This is a genomic window from Stenotrophomonas sp. YJH_SMC_29 (assembly GCF_059371235.1).
This window is the reverse complement of sequence record NZ_JCAFUK010000001.1, coordinates 478,995-499,150: the sequence shown is the minus strand read 5'-3', so window position 1 is coordinate 499,150 and position 20,156 is coordinate 478,995. Positions and strand designations below refer to the sequence as shown.

Annotated in this window: 19 protein-coding genes; 7 read left to right on the top strand and 12 right to left on the bottom strand. The window is 68.8% G+C overall.

What is annotated here, in order from left to right; genetic code table 11:
• Positions 1-197: 197 nt before the first annotated feature.
• Entirely contained in the window at positions 198-1,559 is a 1,362-nt protein-coding gene (locus AC5P9I_RS02395) for an Hsp70 family protein (protein ID WP_235644533.1), read from the bottom strand.
• Between the two features lie 174 nt (positions 1,560-1,733).
• Between AC5P9I_RS02395 and AC5P9I_RS02390 the strand changes: the two genes are divergently transcribed.
• Complete coding sequence (locus AC5P9I_RS02390; RefSeq protein WP_010482882.1) at positions 1,734-2,069, top strand: zinc ribbon domain-containing protein YjdM; 336 nt, start codon at positions 1,734-1,736, stop codon at positions 2,067-2,069.
• A gap of 7 nt (positions 2,070-2,076) precedes the next feature.
• Here AC5P9I_RS02390 and AC5P9I_RS02385 read toward each other — a convergent pair whose 3' ends face one another.
• Positions 2,077-3,228: a transglutaminase-like domain-containing protein gene (locus AC5P9I_RS02385; protein ID WP_049465085.1), complete on the bottom strand. Its 1,152-nt coding sequence runs from the start codon at positions 3,226-3,228 to the stop codon at positions 2,077-2,079.
• Between the two features lie 230 nt (positions 3,229-3,458).
• On the opposite strand from AC5P9I_RS02385, the gene AC5P9I_RS02380 reads away from it, so the two are divergent.
• The 4 genes from AC5P9I_RS02380 to AC5P9I_RS02365 all read left to right on the top strand — a co-directional run bounded on the left by AC5P9I_RS02380 (position 3,459) and on the right by AC5P9I_RS02365 (position 6,321).
• Positions 3,459-4,061 (top strand): HD domain-containing protein, encoded by a 603-nt coding sequence (locus AC5P9I_RS02380; protein ID WP_049465083.1) that lies wholly within the window; start codon positions 3,459-3,461, stop codon positions 4,059-4,061.
• A 47-nt stretch (positions 4,062-4,108) separates the two neighbouring features.
• Complete coding sequence (locus AC5P9I_RS02375; RefSeq protein ID WP_074724965.1) at positions 4,109-4,282, top strand: oxidoreductase-like domain-containing protein; 174 nt, start codon at positions 4,109-4,111, stop codon at positions 4,280-4,282.
• The gene (locus AC5P9I_RS02370; protein WP_049465081.1) at positions 4,279-4,896 is read left to right on the top strand and encodes a DUF998 domain-containing protein; all 618 of its coding nucleotides are present in this window, start codon (positions 4,279-4,281) and stop codon (positions 4,894-4,896) included. Before AC5P9I_RS02375 ends, AC5P9I_RS02370 begins: the two co-directional genes overlap by 4 nt.
• Before the next feature lie 78 nt (positions 4,897-4,974).
• Complete coding sequence (locus AC5P9I_RS02365; RefSeq protein WP_276515155.1) at positions 4,975-6,321, top strand: virulence factor family protein; 1,347 nt, start codon at positions 4,975-4,977, stop codon at positions 6,319-6,321.
• A gap of 96 nt (positions 6,322-6,417) precedes the next feature.
• Here AC5P9I_RS02365 and mprF read toward each other — a convergent pair whose 3' ends face one another.
• Positions 6,418-8,982, bottom strand: coding sequence for a bifunctional lysylphosphatidylglycerol flippase/synthetase MprF (mprF, locus tag AC5P9I_RS02360; protein WP_049465078.1), 2,565 nt, complete (start codon positions 8,980-8,982; stop codon positions 6,418-6,420).
• A 194-nt stretch (positions 8,983-9,176) separates the two neighbouring features.
• Between mprF and AC5P9I_RS02355 the strand changes: the two genes are divergently transcribed.
• Complete coding sequence (locus AC5P9I_RS02355) at positions 9,177-9,524, top strand: RidA family protein (protein WP_049465077.1); 348 nt, start codon at positions 9,177-9,179, stop codon at positions 9,522-9,524.
• Positions 9,525-9,574: 50 nt separating this feature from the next.
• Here AC5P9I_RS02355 and rnfB read toward each other — a convergent pair whose 3' ends face one another.
• The 9 genes from rnfB to AC5P9I_RS02310 all read right to left on the bottom strand — a co-directional run bounded on the left by rnfB (position 9,575) and on the right by AC5P9I_RS02310 (position 18,761).
• On the bottom strand, positions 9,575-9,988 hold the full coding sequence (gene rnfB / locus AC5P9I_RS02350) for an Rnf electron transport complex subunit RnfB (protein WP_049465097.1): 414 nt from the start codon (positions 9,986-9,988) through the stop codon (positions 9,575-9,577).
• Between the two features lie 26 nt (positions 9,989-10,014).
• Positions 10,015-10,605: an HAD family hydrolase gene (locus tag AC5P9I_RS02345; protein WP_049465076.1), complete on the bottom strand. Its 591-nt coding sequence runs from the start codon at positions 10,603-10,605 to the stop codon at positions 10,015-10,017.
• A 78-nt stretch (positions 10,606-10,683) separates the two neighbouring features.
• Positions 10,684-12,765 (bottom strand): methionine--tRNA ligase, encoded by a 2,082-nt coding sequence (metG, locus tag AC5P9I_RS02340; protein WP_049465075.1) that lies wholly within the window; start codon positions 12,763-12,765, stop codon positions 10,684-10,686.
• A gap of 100 nt (positions 12,766-12,865) precedes the next feature.
• The gene (locus tag AC5P9I_RS02335) at positions 12,866-13,309 is read right to left on the bottom strand and encodes a DUF2147 domain-containing protein (protein WP_049465074.1); all 444 of its coding nucleotides are present in this window, start codon (positions 13,307-13,309) and stop codon (positions 12,866-12,868) included.
• A gap of 451 nt (positions 13,310-13,760) precedes the next feature.
• Positions 13,761-14,165, bottom strand: a complete 405-nt coding sequence (gene gloA2 / locus AC5P9I_RS02330) for an SMU1112c/YaeR family gloxylase I-like metalloprotein (protein WP_049466327.1) — start codon at positions 14,163-14,165, stop codon at positions 13,761-13,763.
• Between the two features lie 8 nt (positions 14,166-14,173).
• Positions 14,174-15,244 (bottom strand): serine hydrolase domain-containing protein, encoded by a 1,071-nt coding sequence (locus AC5P9I_RS02325; protein WP_088476423.1) that lies wholly within the window; start codon positions 15,242-15,244, stop codon positions 14,174-14,176.
• A 16-nt stretch (positions 15,245-15,260) separates the two neighbouring features.
• Entirely contained in the window at positions 15,261-17,201 is a 1,941-nt protein-coding gene (locus AC5P9I_RS02320) for a DUF885 domain-containing protein (RefSeq protein WP_130767856.1), read from the bottom strand.
• A 94-nt stretch (positions 17,202-17,295) separates the two neighbouring features.
• The gene (locus AC5P9I_RS02315; protein ID WP_049468584.1) at positions 17,296-18,081 is read right to left on the bottom strand and encodes a queuosine precursor transporter; all 786 of its coding nucleotides are present in this window, start codon (positions 18,079-18,081) and stop codon (positions 17,296-17,298) included.
• Positions 18,078-18,761, bottom strand: coding sequence for a DUF502 domain-containing protein (locus AC5P9I_RS02310; protein ID WP_049427719.1), 684 nt, complete (start codon positions 18,759-18,761; stop codon positions 18,078-18,080). The genes AC5P9I_RS02315 and AC5P9I_RS02310 overlap by 4 nt, the downstream gene beginning before the upstream one ends.
• Positions 18,762-18,837: 76 nt before the next feature.
• On the opposite strand from AC5P9I_RS02310, the gene AC5P9I_RS02305 reads away from it, so the two are divergent.
• A complete protein-coding gene (locus AC5P9I_RS02305; RefSeq protein WP_049468586.1) occupies positions 18,838-20,154 on the top strand; it encodes a hypothetical protein in 1,317 nt (438 codons plus the stop codon).
• Positions 20,155-20,156 lie beyond the last annotated feature (2 nt).

The window sequence follows — 20,156 nt, the reverse complement described above, 5'->3', positions numbered from 1 at the left end:
GGGGGCCTTGCGGGTGCCCAAAGCGGGTCTCGATGGCGGCTCCGGTAGTACGCGGACCATGAACGAGCCAGGAAGGCATGGCCGCTAGGCCCGCAGGACGGGCCAGGCTGCACTGTGGACACACACCGGCGTGGCCAGTGGAAGGTGCAGCGGTGGTTCTAGCCGACCAAGGGTAACTTAGACCCCGTAACGTTTTGTTAATCCCGGCTGGCTGCCGCCAGAGCAAGGCCCTGGACCACGCCCAACGAGGGCTCCCCATGGACCACGCGGGCCCCCGGGAAGGCCTGCGCCACCGCCTGGCGCAGGTACCCGGCGCGGGACATGCCGCCGGTCAGGAACACCGCGTCCGGGTCGCCGCCGATGTCGCTGCGGACCTGGGCGAGGAGTTCGCGGATCTGCTCCAGGTAGCCATGCGCGGCGGCGGCCAGGCCGTCGGCGCTGCTGTCGGCATGCAGGTCGCGGTCGATGTAGTCCAGCGTGCTGCGGTGCTCGCTGGCGGTGCTGAGCGCGATCTTGGCGCGCTCGACGTCGCGGTACAGGCGGGCGGTGTTGCCGGTGTCCTGCAGGGCCTGCAGGCGCCCCCCCCACGGGGCGTCGACGTGATCGTACTTGTGCAGGCGGAACTCGCGCTGGCGGGTCATGTCCTGCACGGTGGCCGCTTCGACATAGTGGTGGGCGGGCACGCGGGTGACGCCGCGGCCGAACAGTGGCATGTAGCTGGACAGGCTCAGCGCCAGGTCGATATCGGTACCGCCGCGGGCGATACCCCAGGCGCGGTGGATGCGCGGCGCGTCATCGCCGCCGACTTCGGCATGGGCAATGTCGGTGGTACCGCCACCGATGTCGACGATCACCGCCTGGTGCCGCTCGCGGCTTTCGGCGTGGTAATGCATGGCGGCCGCAGCCGGTTCCTCGAGGAAATCGATCTGGTCGAAACCGGCCTGGGTGGCGGCGTCGCGCAGGATGTCCAGCGCCTGGTCGTTACCGGCTGCGCCGATCGAACTGCGGAACTGCACCGGACGGCCGAGCAGGGCGGCGCGCAGCGGCTGGCCGAGCTGGGCGCTGGCGGTCAGGCGGATGTGTTCGAGGATGTGCGCGGCGATACCGGTGATGGTCTGCTTCGCGCGCGGGTGCAGGTTGTAGCCCAGCATCGATTTCGGGCTCTGCACCAGGTTGCCTTCGTGTTCCTCGAAATAGGCGTCCAGCGCGTCGTCGCCATAGACCGCGTTCTGCAGCAGGTCGCTGGCGCTGCGTTCCTTGCCGGCGCGGGCTTCCATCCATTCGCGGCGCAGGGCGCGCAGGGCTTCGCGGCGCAGCGCCTGCGGCGTGCGTTGCTGGCCGGCGGCACGGGCGGCGCGCGCGGCGCTGTCGATCATCTGCTGCAGCTGGTGTTCCTGGCCGTCATCGAGCTGGAAATCGTCCGGGTCGGGTACCACGCCGGGGAAATACACGCTGGTACGGAACTGCTCGGCGTCGCCGAAGCGGATCGGCAGCAGTTTCCCCTCATGCACGATGGCGGCGGCGGAGTTGCTGGTACCGAAGTCGATGCCGAGGCGCATGGGGAGTTCCGGGGGCGATCAGGGGCCGCGCACTCTGCTGCAGTTCGCCGCCGACTGCAAGTTTCCGCAGCCTCTGGTGCCGGCGCAGGCAGGGCCGCCGGCCGCCGCGCGCAAAGGCCCGGGGAGCCGGGCGGTTACAATGGCGGCTGTTGATTCACTTTGAGGTACTTGCTGATGTCTTCTGCCCCCGCCTGCCCGCAGTGCACGCTGGAAAACACCTACGCCGATGGCGCGCTGTGGATCTGCGCCGACTGCGGTTTCGAATGGACCGCCGAGGAAAGCGCCGGTTCCACCCTGGTCGTGCGGGACAGCAACGGCAACACCCTGCAGGCCGGCGACACCGTCACCGTGATCAAGGACCTGAAGGTGAAGGGCTCCTCGATTCCGCTCAAGCAGGGCACCGTGATCCGCAACATCCGCCTGGTCGAGGACGATGCCGAGCACATCGAAGGCAACTCGGACAAGATCAAGGGCCTGGTCCTGAAGACCTGTTTCCTCAAGAAGGCCTGACCGGCCGTCAGCGCCTGGCCTGCTGCTGCGCGCGCCAGCGGGCCAGGCTGTCCAGCTTGGCCTGGTAGCGCGCCTGCTGCGGCGCCCCGCCCAGTTCCTGCGCGCGCAGCAGCTCACGATCGGCGCGCTTGAGCTGGCCGGCCAGGAAATAGGCCCGCGCCAGCCCGAAGTGGAACTGATGCGCGGTGTCGTACAGGCGCACGGCCTGCCGGTAATGGCGGATCGCCTGGTCCAGTTGGCCGGCTCGCTCGGCCTCGGCGCCCAGCATGTACTGCGCGAACGGGTCCTCGCGCTGCACCGACTGCAACCGCTGCTCCAGCGCCTGCGCCTGCGCGTTCATGCCCAGCCCGCGGTACAGCGCGCTGGCGTTGGTCAGTGCCGCATCCTGGCGACCGTCCAGGCGCAGCGCCGTTTCCAGTGCCCGGCGCGCAGCGGCCGTATTGCCGGTCCGGTTCTCCAGCACGCCCAGGTTGTTCCAGGTGGCGGCAAAGCCGGCGTCCTGCGCCAGCGCCGTGTTGAAGAAGGCACGTGCGCCGGTCAGATCGCCGCTGGCCATGCGTTCGGCGCCACGGTTGTTGTAGAAGTGAGCCAAGGCCCGTGCCTGGCTGATCGGCAGCGGCCCACGGCGGTCGTACAGCACGTTGCGGTCCAGGTCGACCGTGGCGAAGCGGTCGGCGAAGCCGACCCCGGCATTGACGTGGCCCACGCTGTAGACCAGCCCCTGTGCCTGGTCCTGGTACCACGACACCACCTGGCCGACTTCCTGCACGCGCGCCTGGATGCCGGCCTCGCGGGCCAGCGCGACGAACATCAGGGTGAACGCCAGGCAGTTGGCGCGTCGCTGCTGCCAGATTTCGCTGACGGTGAGGGTCGCGTCTGCGTCGTACTGCAGGTCCAGGCCATGGCGGTCGAAGATCATCTCCACCAGGGCCTGCAGGCGTTGCTCGCGCGAGTAGCTGCGATTGATCACCTGCGTGCGCAGCATGTCGTGCATCGCCGGTGGGATCGCGAACACCTGCGGCGGCGTCGGAATCGTCGGCGCGACAGGGCTGGCCGCGACCACGGGGGCTGCGGTCGCCGCACGCTCCTGCGCGACTGCAGGGGATGCGGCCAAGGCGGCCAAGGCGAGCAGTACGGATCGGGCGGCAGGACGGCACATGACGGTTCCCGGCAGCGGCGGGCGCTTCCGCCTGAGGGCGAGTGTAGACCTGTGCACGCACCGCTGCGGCGACCGCTGGTCGGGCCGGATGTTCATCCACAACCGGTGTGGACCAGTGCTCGACAAAGCTGTGGACAACCGCGTCCAGGCCTGGCCGGGCAAGCATTGTGAGCGGCTGGTGAAAAAATCGCCCGCTTGCCCGCCGCCGACGCAGGCGGGATGATCGGGGCATGGATTTTTCCCCGCTGACGCTTGCTCCGGCACAGTGGCAGGCGCTGCAGGACCGCTATGCAACGCCACCACGCGCCTACCATCACTTCGGCCACGTGCGCGCGGTGCTGCAGCACTGCCAGGAGGTCGCCGACGGCCCCGGTTGGCAGCACCCGGCCGAGGTCTACCTGGCCGTGCTCTACCACGACGCGATCTACGTGGCGGGACGCAAGGACAACGAGGCGCGTTCGGCGCAACTGGCGCTGCAGGTGATCGCGCAGGCGCCGGAACTGGCGACCGTCGATGCTGCCCGGGTCGAACAGTTGATCCTGCTGACCGCCCGCCATGGCGAGCTCGGTCCGGATGATGTCGATGCCGAGGCGGCGCTGTTCCTGGACTGCGACATGGCGATCCTGGCAGCGCCCGAGCCGGTGTTCGCCGCCTATGACCGTGGCGTGGCCGAGGAGTACAAGGGCGTGGTGCCAGACTTCCTGTACCGCGCCGGCCGCCGTCGTTTCCTGCAGGGACTGCTGCGTGCACCCCGCATCTTCCTCAGTGATTTCTTCCATCAACGCCTGGATGCGGCTGCCCGCGACAACCTGCGCCGCCAGCTGGATCGCTGAGTCCGCCCGCTACACTGGCGCCCGTTTCCACCGATTGCCTTCCCACCGTGTCCGTCCCTGATCCCGATCCCCGTCCGCAGCCACCCGAAGAGCCCGGTCCCAACGAATGCTGCGGCAGCGGCTGCCCGCTGTGCGTGCTGGATCTGTATGCCGACGAGCTGCAGCGTTATCGAAAGGCGTTGGCCGAGTGGCAGGCACGGCACCCGGAGGCGTCCCCATGAACCGCGCGCGTCCGGCGGCGCTGCTGGCGACGGCGGCGCTGCTGCTGTTCCTGGCGACCGCGCTGTGGACCCAGTTCGTCCGCACCGACCTGGACTGGGTGCGGGCCACGCTGAGCCTCTACCTGCACGGGCCCTCGGGGCTGGCGTTGCGCGCGGCCTACTGCGTGCTGGCAGTGGCGATCGCCCTGCTCGGCATCGCCCTGTATCGCGACAGCATCGGCCCGCGGCGCAGCGCGGCGGCACCGCTGCTGTTCACCGTCTCGGCGCTGGGCCTGGCCACGGTCGCCATCGGTGACAGCTGGCTGCCCGACGCCACGCCACTGCTGGCGCCGTTCATCCATGGGCTGGCGGCCAACACCGCATTCCTCTGCGCCAGCGTCGGCATGCTGCTGCAGGCCTGGTACCTGCGCCGCGAACCGGGCTGGCAGTCTGCCGCCGGCCTGCTCTGGGGCTGGGCCTGGCTGGCCTTCGTGCTGTTGTGGCTGCACGTACTGTGGCGCGGGGGTCCGCCCCGTGGGCTGGGGCAGAAGGCCGTGATCGTGGTGATCGTGGGCTGGCTGCTGTACCTGGCGCTGGCCCTGTACCGTCGCAGCCGGCGCACCGCTGCCTGCTGAAACCCCAACGGCCTGCACCGGTACGTGCCGTGCACGTGGAGGCAGCGTATCGTGTGCGCATTCCATCGGGGATGCGACATGAAGCGTGCAGGGCTGGGCAGGGCAATGGGTGTGGTGCTGGCGCTGGCGGCGCTGCCGGCAACAGCGGCAGCGGCCGTGCAGCAGTTCAGCCATGGGCGGTTCGAGCAGATTCCGGTGCACATGCCGGCCGGCACCCCGCAGCGGGTGGTGATCTGGTTCCACGAACCGACTCCCGGTGGCGATACCAGCCGTCTGCCGATCGAGGCCCTGCGTGCCGACGGTGCGATGGTCGCCGCCGTGGACATCGCGCACCTGCGCGGCGTGCTCAAGCGCGAAGGCAACCCGACCTGTTCGTTCGGTTCCGGCGATGTCGAGAATTTCTCGCGCTGGCTGCAGGCCTCGCTGCATCTGCCCGGGTACCACCTGCCGCTGGTTGGCGGCGATGGCGAAGGCGCTGAAATGGCCTATGCGCTGGCTGCGCAGGCCGATACGCAGGTGTTCGCCGGCCTGCTGACCACCGGCTTCTGCCCGGACCACGCCCACGAGCGCATGGTCTGCGGCGATGGCGTGAAGCACAACCGGCTGCAGCCGGCCGAACTGAACTTCCCCTGGCTGAGTGCAGCCGGTGACCACGGCTGCAAGGTGGGCGAGGCCAGCCAGTTCGTGCAGCAGGTGGCGATGGCGCGCGAATTCAAGCGCACCGCGCGCGGTGATGCATCGCCGGGCCTGGTCGCCGCGGCCCGCGTGATCGGTGCGCAGGCGGGTGTCAGCCTGGCACCGCCACCGGCCGTGCTGAAGGGCCTGCCGATAGTGGAAGTGCCGGCGAGTGGCAACGGTGACACGCTGGCCGTGTTCGTGTCCGGCGACGGCGGCTGGGCCGGGTTGGACAAGGACGTGGCGTCGTCGCTCAACGAGCACGGCGTGGCCGTGGTCGGCATCGACTCGCTGCGCTACTTCTGGAGCGAGCGCACGCCGAAGGGCTTTGCCGCCGACCTGCAGAAGATCATCGACCACTACCGCCAGCAGTGGCACCGCGACAAGGTCATGTTGATCGGTTTCTCGCAGGGCGCCGACGTGCTGCCGGCCACCATCAACCAGCTCGACGCCGGCACCCGTGAAGCGCTGGAGCGTATCGTGCTGCTGTCGGTGGGCAAGAAGGCCGACTTCGAGTTCCATGTCAGCAACTGGCTGGGCGGCGGCGGCGATGGCCTGCCGATCGCGCCGGAAGTGGCCAGGCTGCCGGCGGAAAAAACGCTGTGCGTGTACGGCGACAAGGATGAGGACGCACTGTGCCCGGACCTGCCGGCCAATGACGGCGTGAAGAAGGTGAAGCTGCCGGGTGACCACCATTTCGGTGGTGACTACGATCGCCTGGCCGAAGTGATCCTCAAGGGCGGCACGTAGCGTCAAGCCATGCCGGCGGCTGTCGCCGACGTGTCGACCAAGGTCGACACCTACCGGGCGGCAGGTGGTGCCGGGCATGCCCGGCGGTATGGAGCGTCAGTTGCGCCGCGGGTCCAGCGAGATCAGGCGCGTGGCGTCCAGCAGCGCCGCCGGCAGGTGCATGCCGCCGGGCGCCGCGAGATAGCGTGGCCGCCACTGCGGGTCGAACTTCGACTTGAAGCGGCGCAGGCCACTGAACCCATAGAAGCGTTCGCCATGCCGCGCCAGCAGGCCGGCCAGGCGGTTCCAGCGGCCGGCCAGCCGATGCTGTGCCAGCCCGGACAGCGGCGCCATGCCCAGCGAGAAGCGCGCATAGCCCTGCGCCCGGCCCCACAGGAACAGCTCGATGAACAGGAAGTCCATCGTGCCCTTCGGTGCTTCGTTGACGTGGCGCATCAGGTCCACCGACAGCTCGGCACCGGCCGGCGCCTGCCACAGGTTGGCGAATGCCACGATCTGGCCTTCGGCCTCCACCAGCGCCACCGGGAAGCGCACCAGGTAATCCGGGTCGTAGCTGCCGAGCGAGAAGCCTTTTTCGTCGCCGGCCTTGTCTTCCAGCCAGGCGTTGGAGATGGCGTGCAGGCGTGGCAGCAGACTGGGGATTTCCTCCACCGGCGCGACGCGGAACGACAGGCCGCTGCGCTTGCCGCGGTTCCAGGCCTGGCGCAGGTCGGCGCGTTCGCGGCCTTCCAGGCCGAAGTCGTGCAGCGGCACCATCGCTTCTTCGCCCAGCTTGACCAGGCCCAGGCCCAGGTCGAGATAGGTCTGCCAGTAGGTCTCGCCCACCTGATAGAACACCGGGCGCAGGCCAAGCCGGTCGGCTTCCTCGCGGAAGCGCCAGATCAGCGCGCGCGCCACGTCGGGGGGACCGACCGGATCGCCCATCGCGATCAGCGAGCCGCCGTAGCGTTGCATCATCACGAAGCCCTGCCTGGCATCATCGCGCAGCACCGCCTTGTCAGCGGTCAGCACCAGGCAGGCCTGGGTGTCGGTGGCACCGGCCAGGACCGGCGCCAGCGATTGCAGCGTTGCTTCATCGGCGGCTGGCAGCGGGCTGCGCGTGCTGTGCAGCAGCCGTGCCAGGCCGAACATCACCAGCGCGATGGCCACCACCAGCAAGGCACGCAGCGCACGCGGCGCGTTGCCGGACAGCGCGAACTGCCACCACAGCTCGTTCTGGTATTCGACATGGCTGTAGGTGAAGAACAGCAGCCAGGTGACCGCCACCAGTACCAGGCCGAGGTTGCGCAGCCATGGCCATGACCAGGCTTCATCCAGCAGTGCCCCCTGGCGGTAGAACTCGCGCCGTGCAGCCCACAGCGCCATCGCCACCAGTACGGCCGAGACGGCGATCAGCGGTTGGCCACCGCGCAGCCACAGCGGCAGCGGGGTGACCACGCACACCGCCATCGCCAGCATCCAGGCCGCATGGCTGCGCCGGGCCAGGCCCTGGCCGATGAGCAGCAGCGCCACGCCACTGAGGCTGCCGATCAGGTGCGAGGTTTCCAGGATCGGCAGCGAGGCGTTCACCAGGTGACGGCGCGGCGTCGGCAGTGTGCCGTCGATGACCAGCGCCGCGCCGATGCTGAACACCGCCAGTGCGATGATCTGCGGCAGCCACGGGCGCAGTGCGTTCCAGCCGGCACGGGTCGCGCCGGCACTGGCCTGCAGCGGCTGCCGCAGCGCGGGTGCGAGCGCCAGCAGCGTGGCCAGCACCAGCGGCAGCACGTAGTAGGTGACGCGGTAGATCAGCGCCGCCGCCAGGACCGCCGCCGGCGCCACCTGCGGCAACAGTTTCAGCAGGCTCCACTCGAACACCCCCAGGCCGGCCGGCACGGTCGAGACCAGGCCGGCCAGCACCGCGACCAGGTACAGGCCGACGAAGCCGGGCAGGCCGGTTGGCGTGGAGTCCGGCAGCAGTACGTAGAACGCGGCACTGGCCAGCACCAGTTCGATCACGCTGAGCACGGTGACGCCGAGCATGGTGCGGCGGTCGGGCAGCCACAATGCATGGCCGAACACACTGAACTGCCGTCCATTGCGGCCGACCAGCAGCACCGTGCCGGCATAGGCGAGCAGGGCGACGATGCCGACGATGCGCACGGCATCGGGATCCAGTGGCAATGCCAGTGCCGCCGCCGCCGGTTCCATGCACAGCGCCACACTGATCAGCAGCCACGCACCGAACACGAAGCCGAGCGTACTCATCAGCACCACCTGGCCGATCTGCGCCAGATCGAGGCCGGCCGTGCGATAGCCGCGCAGGCGCACCGCGCCACCGGTCAGCGCGGCAAAGCCCACGGTCTGGCCAAGGGTGTGGGCCAGGAAAGCGGTGATGCCGATGCGGGCCGGATGCACGCGGATGCCGCTGCGGCGCAGGCCGATGGCATCGAAGCCGATCAGGCAGGCGTAGCTGGCCAGCCCCAGCACCACGGTCAGTGCGATCTGGGTGCCGCTGAGCTGGCGGAAGGCGTGGCGGATGGCGCGGTAGCCGTTCTCATCGAACTCGCTGGCCAGGCCGTGCAGCGCCAGGGCGAGGATCAGCAACGGGATGACGATGGTGGCGACCCGCTTCCAGGTGGGCGTGGAAGGAGCAGCGGTGGATTCGGTGGGGGCGGTCATCGGCGCAAGGGTGCGTCAGGGAGGGCGAGTGCGGTGTCAACGCGGGGCGTGGCGCATCCTGCGCCTGTTGCCGCCATTTGACCAGCGGCTGTGTCGGAGCGCGGTAGTGCGGCTGCGTGGCCGCTCGCCCCTGCACCCATCGTTGACCGGTTTGGAGGACAATGCAGGCCTGATCACCCGCAGGAGCCACGCCCATGATGGAGCGTTACGACGTCGGACCGCGCATGTCCGAAATGACCGTGTACAACAAGGTCGCCTACCTCTCCGGCCAGATCCCGGAAGACACCAGCCAGGACATCACCGGGCAGACCCGTCAGGTGCTGGCAGAGATCGACAAGTTGTTGGCGTTGGTCGCCAGCGACCGCCAGCACGTGCTGCGCGCGGAAGTGTTCCTGGCCGACATCGCCGATTTCGAGGGCATGAACAAGGCGTGGGACGAGTGGGTGGTCGAGGGTGCGACTCCCGCCCGTGCAACCTTCGAGGCCAAGCTGGCCCACGCCGAATGGAAGGTCGAGATCGTGGTGACGGCAGCGGTGCCGTAACTGCGGGATGGGGTCAGATCCCTTTCCTGCGGAAAGGGATCTGACCCCTGTTATAGGGGCAGTAACTCGATGCAGTCCACCGGGCACGGCGGAATGCACAGTTCGCAGCCCGTGCACAGCTCGGCAATCACCGTGTGCATGTACTTGGCGCCGCCGACGATGGCATCCACCGGGCAGGCCTGGATGCACTTGGTGCAGCCGATGCAGTCGGCTTCCACGATCAACGCCACCTGCGGCGCCTTGTGCTCGCCGCGCGAACGGTCGAAGGGCAGTGCCGGGACACCCAGCACCTGGGCCAGCGCGCGTGCACCGGCATCGCCGCCCGGCGGACAGCGGTCCACGCCGGCTTCACCGCGCGCCATCGCCTGCGCGTAGGGGCGGCAGCCGTCATAGCCGCATTGCCCGCATTGGGTCTGCGGCAGCAGGCGGTCGAGGCGTTCGGTGAGGGGCGGGATCAGGCTCATGCGTGGCGAAAGGCTGCGCGTCAGGGTCACTTCAGGGGTTTGCCACGGAACCAGCGCTCATGCGCCAGCGCCAGCATCGGCTTGTCTTCGGAACTGTCGCCGTAGGCATGGATGCGCACATAACGCGACAGATCGAACTGGCGTCGGATGTGCTCGACCTTGCGCGGGCCACAGTCGCCACCGGCGTAACGGCCGGTCAGGCGCCCCCCCTGGCTTTCCAGCCGGTTGCAGATCAGCTGCAGGCCCAGCGGCTCGCACCACGGCCGCAGGTACAGGTCCAGCGAGCCGGACACGATCACCACGGTGTGCTGCTGTTCCTTGTGCCAGCGGATCTGCTCGAGCATCTCCGGCCGCACCACCTCGGGCAGGACCTCGCGCGAGAAGCCGGTCGCGAGCGTGGCGATGTCATCGCTGTGGCGGTCGCTGAAGGTCAGGCGGGTGACGCGTGCGCGGATGCGTTCGGCCGAGATCAGGTTCAGCTTGTACGCCGCCAGCCACGGACCGACCTTCCACCACGCCTGCGCCAGCTGTTCGGCAGTGGCCACACGGCGCAGGAAACGGCCATAGGTATCGCAGGTGGTCACGGTGTGGTCGAAGTCGAACAGCGCCAGTTCCATTCCGTCGCCTTCCATCACGTTGCCTCCGCTGGCCATGGGCACCGGCGGGCGCGGCCCTGGCCACGCCCGCTGCAGGCATCAACGCACCGGCATGCCCGGCTGCGCGCCGCTGTCGGCGTCCAGCAGCGCCAGCGCGCCACCGTCGAAACCGGCCGACAGGATCATGCCTTCGCTCAGGCCGAAGCGCATCTTGCGCGGGGCCAGGTTGGCGATGAACACCACGCTGCGGCCGACCAGCTTTTCCGGCTCGCCGTAGCTGCCACGGATGCCGGAGAAGATCTGGCGCTTGCCCAGTTCACCGGCGTCCAGTTCGAAGCGCAGCAGCTTGTCCGAACCGTCCACGAACTCGCACACCAGCACCTTGCCGATGCGCAGGTCGAGCTTGGCGAAATCGTCGATGCCGATGTAGGCCGGGGCGTCGGCGCCCTTGGCTTCGTCCTTGGCAGGTGCCGGTGCGGCCGGCTTGACCGCTTCGGTCCTGGCGGCGGGAGCGGCCGCGGCGGCCGGCTGCAGGGTGTCCTTGGAGGCGTCGATCATGGCGTCAATCTTCTTCGGGTCGATACGGGTGAACAGCGGGGTGTAGTCGGTGATGCGGTGGCCCAGCAGCGGCTGTGCCAGTTCGGTCCAGTCATTGACCGGCGCGGCCAGGAAGGCCTCGGCCTGCGCGGCGGTGGCCGGCAGCACCGGCTTCAGTGCGGTGACCAGCACGCGGAACAGGTTCAGCCCCTGGCTGCACACGGCCTGCAGCTGCGCGTCGGCGCCTTCCTGCTTGGCGATGACCCACGGCTTGACGTCGTCGATGTAGCGGTTGGCTTCGTCGGCCAGGGTCATGGTCAGGCGGATCGCCGCGGCCGGGTCGTTGCGCTCGTAGGCTTCACGGATCGGCGCCAGGCCGTCGACGAAGCGCTGGTACTGCGCCGCGTCGGGCAGCTGCGCGGCCAGCTGGCCGTCGAAGCGCTTGCTGATGAAGCCGGCGCAGCGGCTGGCCAGGTTGACGAACTTGCCGACCAGGTCGGCGTTGACGCGGGCAATGAAGTCACCCAGGTTCAGGTCAAGATCGTCGACGCCACCGCCGGACTTGGCGGCGTAGTAGTAGCGCAGCGCCTCCGATTCCAGGCCGGCGTCGAGGAAGGTGCGGGCCATCACGAAGGTGCCGCGCGACTTGCTCATCTTGGCGCCGTCCACGGTCAGGTAGCCGTTCACGTGCAGGCGCGTCGGCGCGCGATGGCCGGTCCCGTGCAGCACCGCCGGCCAGAACAGGCCGTGGAAATTGACGATGTCCTTGCCGATGAAGTGGTGCAGCTCGGTGGCGGTGCCGGCGCGCAGGTGCGCGTCGAAGTCCTCGCCGAGCTTGCCGCACAGGGTCTGGAAGCTGGACAGGTAGCCGATCGGCGCATCCAGCCAGACGTAGAAGTACTTGCCCGGCTGGCCGGGGATCTGGAAACCGAAGTACGGCGCATCGCGCGAGATGTCCCACGCGCGCAGGCCACCTTCGGCGTTGAGCCACTCGCCCAGCTTGGCCTTCACCCCCGGCAGGGCGACATCGCCGGCCAGCCATTCGCGCAGGAACGCATCGAAGTGACCCACCTCGAAGAAGAAGTGCTCCGAATCGCGCATTTCCGGCGTGGCGCCGGAAATGACCGAACGCGGCTCCTTCAGGTCGGTCGGCGCATAGGTCGCGCCGCACACTTCGCAGTTGTCACCGTACTGGTCGGGGCTGCCGCAGTTCGGGCAGATGCCCTTGACGTAGCGGTCGGGCAGGAACATGCCCTTGGCCGGGTCATAGAACTGCGCCACCGACCGGCGGCTGATGTGGCCGGCCGCTTCCAGCTTCAGGTAGAACTGCTCGGTCAGCGCCTTGTTGGCCGCCGAGTTGGTCGAGTCGTAGTGGTCGAAGGCCACGCCGAAGGCAGCGAAGTCACGTTCGTGGCTGGCCTGGATGTTGGCGATGAAGGTTTCCGGGGTGACCCCGGCCTTTTCCGCGGCCAGCATGATCGGCGTGCCGTGGGTGTCGTCGGCGCAGACGAACCAGGTCTTGCCGCCGCTCATTCGCCGCGCACGCACCCAGATGTCGGCCTGGATGTAGCCGACCAGGTGGCCCAGATGCAGCGGGCCGTTGGCGTAGGGCAGGGCGGTGGTGACGAGCGCGGTACGGGTCATGGTCGCGGGGTGGATCCAAGGGGAACCGCAGATTATCGCACGCCCGCAACGGCGTGACCCGGCCGGGGCCGGGTCACGGGAATGAAGCGCGGGCGGGTGCTTACTCGCGCTGCCAGGTCTGCGCGCGGCAGATGAAGGCGATGCAGCCGGACACGTCCAGCCGGGTGCCGCCAGGCTGCAGTTCCATCTTCGACTTGTAGGTCTTGCCGTTGGCCGGGTCGAGGATGGTGCCGCCGGACCACTTGTTGGCACCGTCGGGCTTCAGGTTCCAGAGAATGGTCATGCCCTTCACCGGCTTGTTCTTGTTGGCGCCTTCACAGCCGTCACAGACCGGGTTCGGGCCCTTGTCCGAGTGCAGGATGTCGACCACCTTGCCGCTCAGCGTGCCGTTGGCGGCCTGGGTGATCTCGACGATCGACTTCACCTTGCCGGTCTTGTCGTCGATGGTCTTCCAGCGGCCGGCGGCGCCGTCGGCGGCCTGCGCCGACAGGGCGGCCAGGCACAGCGGCAGTGCCAGCAGCAGGGTCTTGAAGGTGTTGCGCATGGTCCCCTCCCAGGGTTCATTCCGGCACGGTGCCGGTACGGGTCGACTGTATACCCATTCGGCGGGGTATGGGGAAGAGGGTCTTTGCAGGGCTGCGCCCTGCACCTGCGGTAGTGCCGGCCGCTGGCCGGCAACTCAAAAGCAAAGGCGGCTATCCGTGGGAGGGCGGGGTGGGTCCGGTTGCGGGGGCCGCTGCAAGTACGTCCATGCTCGGTCGCCGCTTGCTCGTGTGCGCTGTCCTGCGCACACGGCAAGACCGGGGTTGGGCGTCCTGCCCAACCCGCCCGAGGCATGCCTCGGGCCCATGCGGCTCACGCCCCCGCAACCGGACCCACCCCGCCTTCGAAAGGTCTCCGCAATCTGTCGGAACGGCACGGCCTGCTCTGGGTGGGTGTCGATGGGGTCAGATCCCTTTTCCTTTGGAAAAGGGATCTGACCCCGGAACACACGTTCAACCCACTTCGTACAGCTCCAGCGGCAGGCCGTCGGGGTCGGCGAAGAAGGTGAAGCGGCGGCCGGTGTATTCGTCCACGCGGATCGGTTCGCACGCCACGCCATGCGCTGACAGGCGCTGGATGAACGGCTCCAGCGTCGCGACCCGGAACGCAAGGTGGCGTAGCCCCTGCGCTTCGGGGCGGCTGGGACGGGGCGGCGGCGAGGGGAAGGAGAACAGCTCCAGCTGGCCACCGTCGGGCAGGGCCAGGTCCAGCTTCCAGGAAGCGCGCGCGGCGCGATGGTTCTCGGCCAGCACGCGCAGGCCGAGGATGCGCACGTAGAAGTCCTTCGAGCGCGCGTAGTCGCTGCAGATCAGTGCGGCGTGGTGGATGCCCAGCAGGGCGTCGGATTCGATGTCCATTGCAGCGGTCATTGCAGCACGTCCAGCCAGCGCTGGGCGATCTTCTGCGCCAGCGGGTAGGGCTCGGGGGAATTGCGGTTGGTCAGCACGATCACGGTCAGGTGCTTTTCCGGATGGCGCACGATCACGTTGCGGAAGCCGATGCTCTCGCCGCTGTGCCATTGCACCGCGCCATTCAGGCGCCAGCCGAAGCCGTAGTGCGGCACATCCGGTTCGGGCGTCGACGTGGCCGGGCTGAACATCGCGCGGCGCGAGGCCTTCGACAGCAGGCGGTCGTCGTACAGCGCCGCATCCCAGCGGGCCAGGTCGTCCAGCGAGGAATAGATGCCGCCATCACCGAGCACGGCGCTGGTGGTGCTCTGGTCGGTGCGCTGCCAGCGGCCCTCGAGCCAGCTGTAGCCGTAGGCCCGCGCGGCAACGGTATCGACCCCGTCCTGGTGGGCCACGGTGTGGGCCATGCCCAGCGGGCGGAAGATGCGCTGCTGCAGGAAGGCGGCGAAGTCCTGGCCGGAGGCGCGGCCGACGATCAGTGCCAGCAGCGCATAGCCGCTGTTGCTGTAGTGGTACTGCGTGCCGGGCGCGAAATTCAGGCGGTCCTGGTGCGACAGCAGGGTCAGTACATCGGCGTCATGCACCTGCCGAGGGTCAGCCGGATCCATCAGGTCTTCGTAGTCGAGCAGGCCACCGGTGTGCGAAAGCAGCTGGCGGATCGTGATGGCGGCGGCAGCCGGCGGCAGTTCGGGCAGCCAGCGCCGGACCGGCTGATCCAGCCCGAGCCGACCGTCTTCCACCAGCAGCAGCACCGCCGCAGCGGTGAACTGCTTGCTGACCGAGGCCAGCCGGAAGTTGCTTGCGGGGGTGACGGCGGTGCCGTCCTCCACCACCGCCAGGCCGTAGCCACGGCGGAACACCGGTTGCCCGTCGTGCAGCACCAGGACTGCGGCGCCGGGCACCTGGCCATCGTAGGCCTGCATCAGGCCGTCGACGCCGGCGTCCGGTGGGGTCAGCACCGGCGCGGCGGTACCGGCCAGAGGCAGCAGTCCCAGCACGGCGGCGAACAGGGCGACGGCAGGGCGCATGGTGGCTCCGCAGCGGTCAGGGTGAAGGGGCGGGCGTGGCGGTGGCCGGCTGTGCCATCCAGCGTTCCATCTTGCGGTCCAGCACGTCCAGCGGCATCGAGCCGTCCTTCAGCAGTTCGGCGTGGAAGCGGCGCAGGTCAAAGGCTGCACCCTGCCGTGCCCTGGCCTTGTCGCGCAGGGCGACGATGGTGGTCAGGCCGGCGACGTTGGACAGCGCCTGGCCGGGCTGGGCCATGATCCGCTCCACCTCGGCGTTGGCGTCGTCACTGCTCATGTCCACGGTCTTCTGCAGGTAGCTGACGGCCTGCTGCTTGCTCCAGCCCTGTGCGTGCACGCCGGTATCGGCCACCACGCGGGCGGCACGCAGCAGGCGCGAGTACAGGTAGCCGATGCGGTCGTAGGGATCGGTGTAGATGCCCAGGTCTTCGCCCAGCGTTTCGGCGTACAGGCCCCAGCCTTCGACGAAGGCGAGATCGCCACCGAGGCGGCGGAAGCGCGGCAGCTTGGCCAGCTCCTGCTGCAGGCCCAGTTGCACGTGGTGGCCGGGAATCGCTTCGTGCAGGTACTGCACCGGCACGTTCCAGCGCTTGCGGCTGGGCAGGTCGCGGGTGTTCACGTACAGCACGCCCGGTTGCCCGGCCGCAGACGGCTGATAGGCCGCCGCGGCGGCGGTCAGCGCACGCTCCGGTTCCACCGCGCGCACGTCCAGCGTCGACCTGGGCAGCGTATCGAGCACCTGTGGCAGGCGTGCGTTGACCTGCTGCTGCACCTGGCGGTAGCGGTTGATCAGCGCGTCGGCATCGCCGTACTGGAACTGGCGGTCGTTGCGCATGCTGCGCAGCAGCTTGGTCGGTGTGCCGCGCAGCCTGGCGTCCTTCATCACCGTGGCGATCTGCGCCTGCAGCTCCTGCACGCGTTGTTCGCCCAGCGCGTGCAGCTGCGTGGCGGTCTGTTCGCTGGCCGTGGTCTGCACGATCAGGTTGGCATACCAGGCCTGGCCATCGGGCAGTGCACCCAGCCCGCTGCTGGTGCGCGTGGCGGGCAGGTATTCGGTGGCGATGAAGCCGCGCAGGGCGCGGTAGGCCGGCATGATGCGCAGCTCGATCATGCGCTTGTACTCGGCGCTGATGCGCGCCTTGTCCTCGGCCGTGATGGTGTTCGGCATGGTACGGATCGGCGACCAGAAGATGCTCTCTTCGGCGGTCGGCTTGATCACCGCATCCAGCTGCGGCAGCACCTTTTCCATCAGGTCGCGCGGCTGCACCACGCCGGCCTTCATGCCCTGGCGCATGTTGTCGATGGCCTGGTCGAACAGCTCGGGAATGCCGAGCGATCGGCGCGACCATGTGTCGTAGTCCTGCACGGTGTTGAACGGCTGCGCGCCGGCACCGGAACCGAGGATCGCCATGATGCTGCCGATGTTGTAGTACTGGCTGATCGGCATCATCCAGCTCGGGTAGCGTTCGGCGGCCAGCGAGGCGCGCGCGTCGCGCACGAAGATCTCGTAGCTGAGCAGGTCCTGGCCCTGCAGGCCGTCACTGCCGAGTTTTTCGACCTTGCCCAGCCACTGCGTGGTGAAGTCGTGCGATTGCTGGCGCCAGGCGGCGGACAGGATGTTGGGCAGCTGGTCGTTGTAGCGCGATTCCCCCTGGAACGTGGCCTGCAGCGGGTTCAACCGCATCGAGGCATCCCAGTATTCATCGTACAGGCGCTCCAGCTGCACCTGCTTGGGCACGGCACGGGCCGGTGCAACCGGACGCGGCGCGGCGCGGCGCGCCGAACTGCCGCGGGCCGGCGCGGTGGCGCGCGCGGGCCTGGCCTTGGGCTTGGCGGCCTGGCGGGTCTGCGCGGCGGCAGGGCGGCTGGCCTTCTTCTTCGCTGCCTCGGCCGACGGCACGGCACTGAACAGGAACAACGCGGCGATGGCGGCGGCCAGGACGCGGGTGGGATGCGGCATCAGGAGCTTCCGTGGAACACAGACCGTGGAGCTTGCACGATCCGGCCGCGTACGGCCAGCGTGAAGGCGCAGTCAGCTTTTCGCCGCTGGGGCTTCAGTCAGCCGCGGCCGCGGCGCGCAGCGCGGCGGCCCGGTCGGCGCCCAGATAGCGGGTGATCGCCCGCCGCATCAGGTACAGCAGCGGAATCAGCGCGATCGCAAAACCCATCTTGTAGATGTAGTTGACGCTGCTGACGGCCAGGAACAGCGAGGTTGGCCAGTGCTGCGGGCCGAGCACGAAGGCGATCCAGATCACCACGAAACTGTCCACCACCTGCGAGATCGCGGTCGATCCGGTCGCACGCAGCCACACGTGGCGCTCGCCCGTGACCTGGCGGATGCGATGGAACACCGCCACGTCGATCAGCTGGCCGAGCAGGAAGGCCACCAGTGAACCGGCGATGGTCCACATGCCCTGGCCGAACACCGCCGCGAATGCGGCCTGGTAATCCGGCACGCCGTGGCCGTCCATCGAGGTGACCCACCAGCTGGCCGGCGCCAGCGAGATCGCTGCGAAGGCGAACAGGAAGCCGTAGGCGATCAGGACCACGGCCAGCCACGAGATGAAGCGCACGCCGCGCTTGCCGAAAAACTCGTTGATGGTGTCGGTCATGATGAACACCACCGGCCACAGCAGGGTGCCGGCGGTGAAACTGAGCGAGCCGGTCTGGCCGAACAGGTTCCAGTTCAGCGGGGCGATGCCGAGCGTGTCTTCCAGCGCGAAGATCTTCACCCCGATCAGCTCGGCCAGCACCGCATTGCCGCAGAAGAACGCGGCCAGCACGATGAACAGCAGCACCGCACGGTCCTGCAGCGGGCGCTCGATCGGCGCGGTGGTCATTCGGCGCGTTCGCCGGCGCGGGTGAACGGTACGCTGGACGGCGCGACCGCGCCGCCGGAAATGATGAAGCTCATGGCCTGGTCGACGGTCCAGTCGGTTGGCGTCAGCAGCTCCACCGGCACGATTTCCAGGTAGCCCGAGGTCGGGTTCGGCGTGGTTGGCACGTATACCGCGGCCAGCTCACGGTCGGTGCCGTGTTCCTTGATCACGCGGGTGACCAGCCCGACCGACTTCATGTCGCGGTGCGGAAAGTCGATCAGCACCACGCGCTGGGTACTGCCCGGCTCGGTCTGCAGCATGTCCAGCAGCTTCTTGGCGCTGTCGTAGATGATGCTGGCCAGCGGAATGCGCTTGATGACCGCACCGACCCAGCGCAGCAGGCGCTGGCCGAGCACGCGGCGGCTGGCCACGCCCACCGCCAGGATCACCAGCAGGGTGGCCAGCAGGGCGATGGTGTCCTGGATCCACTCGGCACGCACCCAGCCCAGGTAATGCGGGAAGCTCGTCGCGATCTGCTCGGAAAGCGGCACCACCAGCGGGCTGGAAATGCCTGACAGCAGCACGAACACGAACTTGACCACGACCCAGGTCAGCCAGATCGGCAGCAGGGTCAGCAGGCCGGTCAGGAACAGGCGCTGCAGGGAAGGGCGGGGGACCAGGGCGGGGGCTTCGAGCGACATGCGCGCATTGTAGCGGCCACGGCCGGTCGATTACGCTGGGGAATCGACTGCGGCAACGACACATGGAAGGGAAGCTGTGTTGAAGATTCTGCGCGGACTGGGCTGGACCGTGGCCGGCCTGCTGGTGCTGGCCATCGTGGTGTGGGGCGCCTCGCGCATGTGGCCGGTGCCGGAATCGCGGCTGCAGGCCCAGCAGCGCCTGCAGGCGCGCCTGCCAACCCCGGGCCACAACGGCTTCGCGCTGCTGTGGACGCTCGCGTTCGATGATCTCGACACGCGCCAGCGCGAACAGGCGCTGGCGGGGGATGTGCGACGCTGGGAGGCGGATGAGCGCGGCGAAAACGTCGCCCGTCCGCGGCTGGCAGAGGATCACCACGCGCTGCAGTCGCGGCCGGCGGCCAGCTGCGGACCGACCGCCAGCGACTGCCTGCGTCAGGTGCGCGCCGATCCGCAGCGCTTCACCGACGCCCACGCGGGCCACCAGCAGCTGCATGCGCGCCTGGACCAGCTGGCCGATGCGGACCACTTCGCATCGCCGTTCCAGCCTCGGGGCGAGGCCATCCTGGTGCCGTTGCCGACCTATGGCCTGATGATCGATGCCACCAGCGCACGCGCGCTGGCGTTCGTGCAGGGTGATACCGACGGCGCCCTGCGCGGCAGTTGCCGCGGCCTGCAGCTGGGGCGCCGGCTGCTGACCGGCGGCAGCTACCTGGTGGACAGCATCGTCGGCGCCAGCCTGGTGCAGGCCAATGCCCAGCTGCTGGCCGACATGCTGGTCGAACTGCCGGCCGACCACCCGCTGCCGGCCGAATGCGAGCAGGCGATGCGGCCGATGCTGGCCCCCGAACAGAGCCTGTGCCGGGCGATGCAGGGCGAGTACGCGATGGCCCAGGCGGCGATCGAAACCTCGGCGCAGGCATTCGGCGGTGTGCTGGTACTGGATCGCAACAGCACCCTGGCACGCGCCGCCGGCAACATGGGCTGGGCCTGTGGAGCCGCGGCCACGGCCGCGCTGGAAGCGGACCGCCCGCTGCCGGTGCCTGCGCCGCCGCAGCACGACTTCGGCTGCCTGTCGAATCTCATGGGGTGCGTGCTGACCGATATCGCCGGCCCGGTCTATCCCGCGTACGCGTCGCGGCCCCAGGATGCGGCGGCGATGGTGCGGCTGATCGGCGCGCAGCGCTGGTTGCGGCAGCAGGCCGAAGACCCGGTGGATGCGTTGCAGCACCTGCCGGACCGGTTCCGCTCACCGGTGCGGGCACCGCAGCTGTCGGCCGATGGCCGCCGCCTGCAGGTGCCGCGGCGTTCACCGGCGCGCAGCAGCGACGAGAGCCCGTGGCTGTCGGTGCCGCTGGTGATGGAGAACGCCCCGGGCGCTGCTGTGCGCGACTGACC

Excerpts from the sequence above, each read along its gene's own strand:
- AC5P9I_RS02365 (WP_276515155.1), top strand. The coding sequence starts at position 4,975 with ATGAAGCGTGCAGGGCTGGGCAGGGCAATGGGTGTGGTGCTGGCGCTG.
- AC5P9I_RS02320 (WP_130767856.1), bottom strand. The coding sequence starts at position 17,201 with ATGCCGCATCCCACCCGCGTCCTGGCCGCCGCCATCGCCGCGTTGTTC.
- AC5P9I_RS02380 (WP_049465083.1), top strand. The coding sequence starts at position 3,459 with ATGGATTTTTCCCCGCTGACGCTTGCTCCGGCACAGTGGCAGGCGCTG.
- gloA2 (WP_049466327.1), bottom strand. The coding sequence starts at position 14,165 with ATGGACATCGAATCCGACGCCCTGCTGGGCATCCACCACGCCGCACTG.
- AC5P9I_RS02370 (WP_049465081.1), top strand. The coding sequence starts at position 4,279 with ATGAACCGCGCGCGTCCGGCGGCGCTGCTGGCGACGGCGGCGCTGCTG.
- mprF (WP_049465078.1), bottom strand. The coding sequence starts at position 8,982 with ATGACCGCCCCCACCGAATCCACCGCTGCTCCTTCCACGCCCACCTGG.
- AC5P9I_RS02345 (WP_049465076.1), bottom strand. The coding sequence starts at position 10,605 with ATGGAACTGGCGCTGTTCGACTTCGACCACACCGTGACCACCTGCGAT.
- AC5P9I_RS02310 (WP_049427719.1), bottom strand. The coding sequence starts at position 18,761 with ATGTCGCTCGAAGCCCCCGCCCTGGTCCCCCGCCCTTCCCTGCAGCGC.
- metG (WP_049465075.1), bottom strand. The coding sequence starts at position 12,765 with ATGACCCGTACCGCGCTCGTCACCACCGCCCTGCCCTACGCCAACGGC.
- rnfB (WP_049465097.1), bottom strand. The coding sequence starts at position 9,988 with ATGAGCCTGATCCCGCCCCTCACCGAACGCCTCGACCGCCTGCTGCCG.
- AC5P9I_RS02325 (WP_088476423.1), bottom strand. The coding sequence starts at position 15,244 with ATGCGCCCTGCCGTCGCCCTGTTCGCCGCCGTGCTGGGACTGCTGCCT.
- AC5P9I_RS02315 (WP_049468584.1), bottom strand. The coding sequence starts at position 18,081 with ATGACCACCGCGCCGATCGAGCGCCCGCTGCAGGACCGTGCGGTGCTG.
- AC5P9I_RS02355 (WP_049465077.1), top strand. The coding sequence starts at position 9,177 with ATGATGGAGCGTTACGACGTCGGACCGCGCATGTCCGAAATGACCGTG.
- AC5P9I_RS02385 (WP_049465085.1), bottom strand. The coding sequence starts at position 3,228 with ATGTGCCGTCCTGCCGCCCGATCCGTACTGCTCGCCTTGGCCGCCTTG.
- AC5P9I_RS02390 (WP_010482882.1), top strand. The coding sequence starts at position 1,734 with ATGTCTTCTGCCCCCGCCTGCCCGCAGTGCACGCTGGAAAACACCTAC.
- AC5P9I_RS02395 (WP_235644533.1), bottom strand. The coding sequence starts at position 1,559 with ATGCGCCTCGGCATCGACTTCGGTACCAGCAACTCCGCCGCCGCCATC.
- AC5P9I_RS02335 (WP_049465074.1), bottom strand. The coding sequence starts at position 13,309 with ATGCGCAACACCTTCAAGACCCTGCTGCTGGCACTGCCGCTGTGCCTG.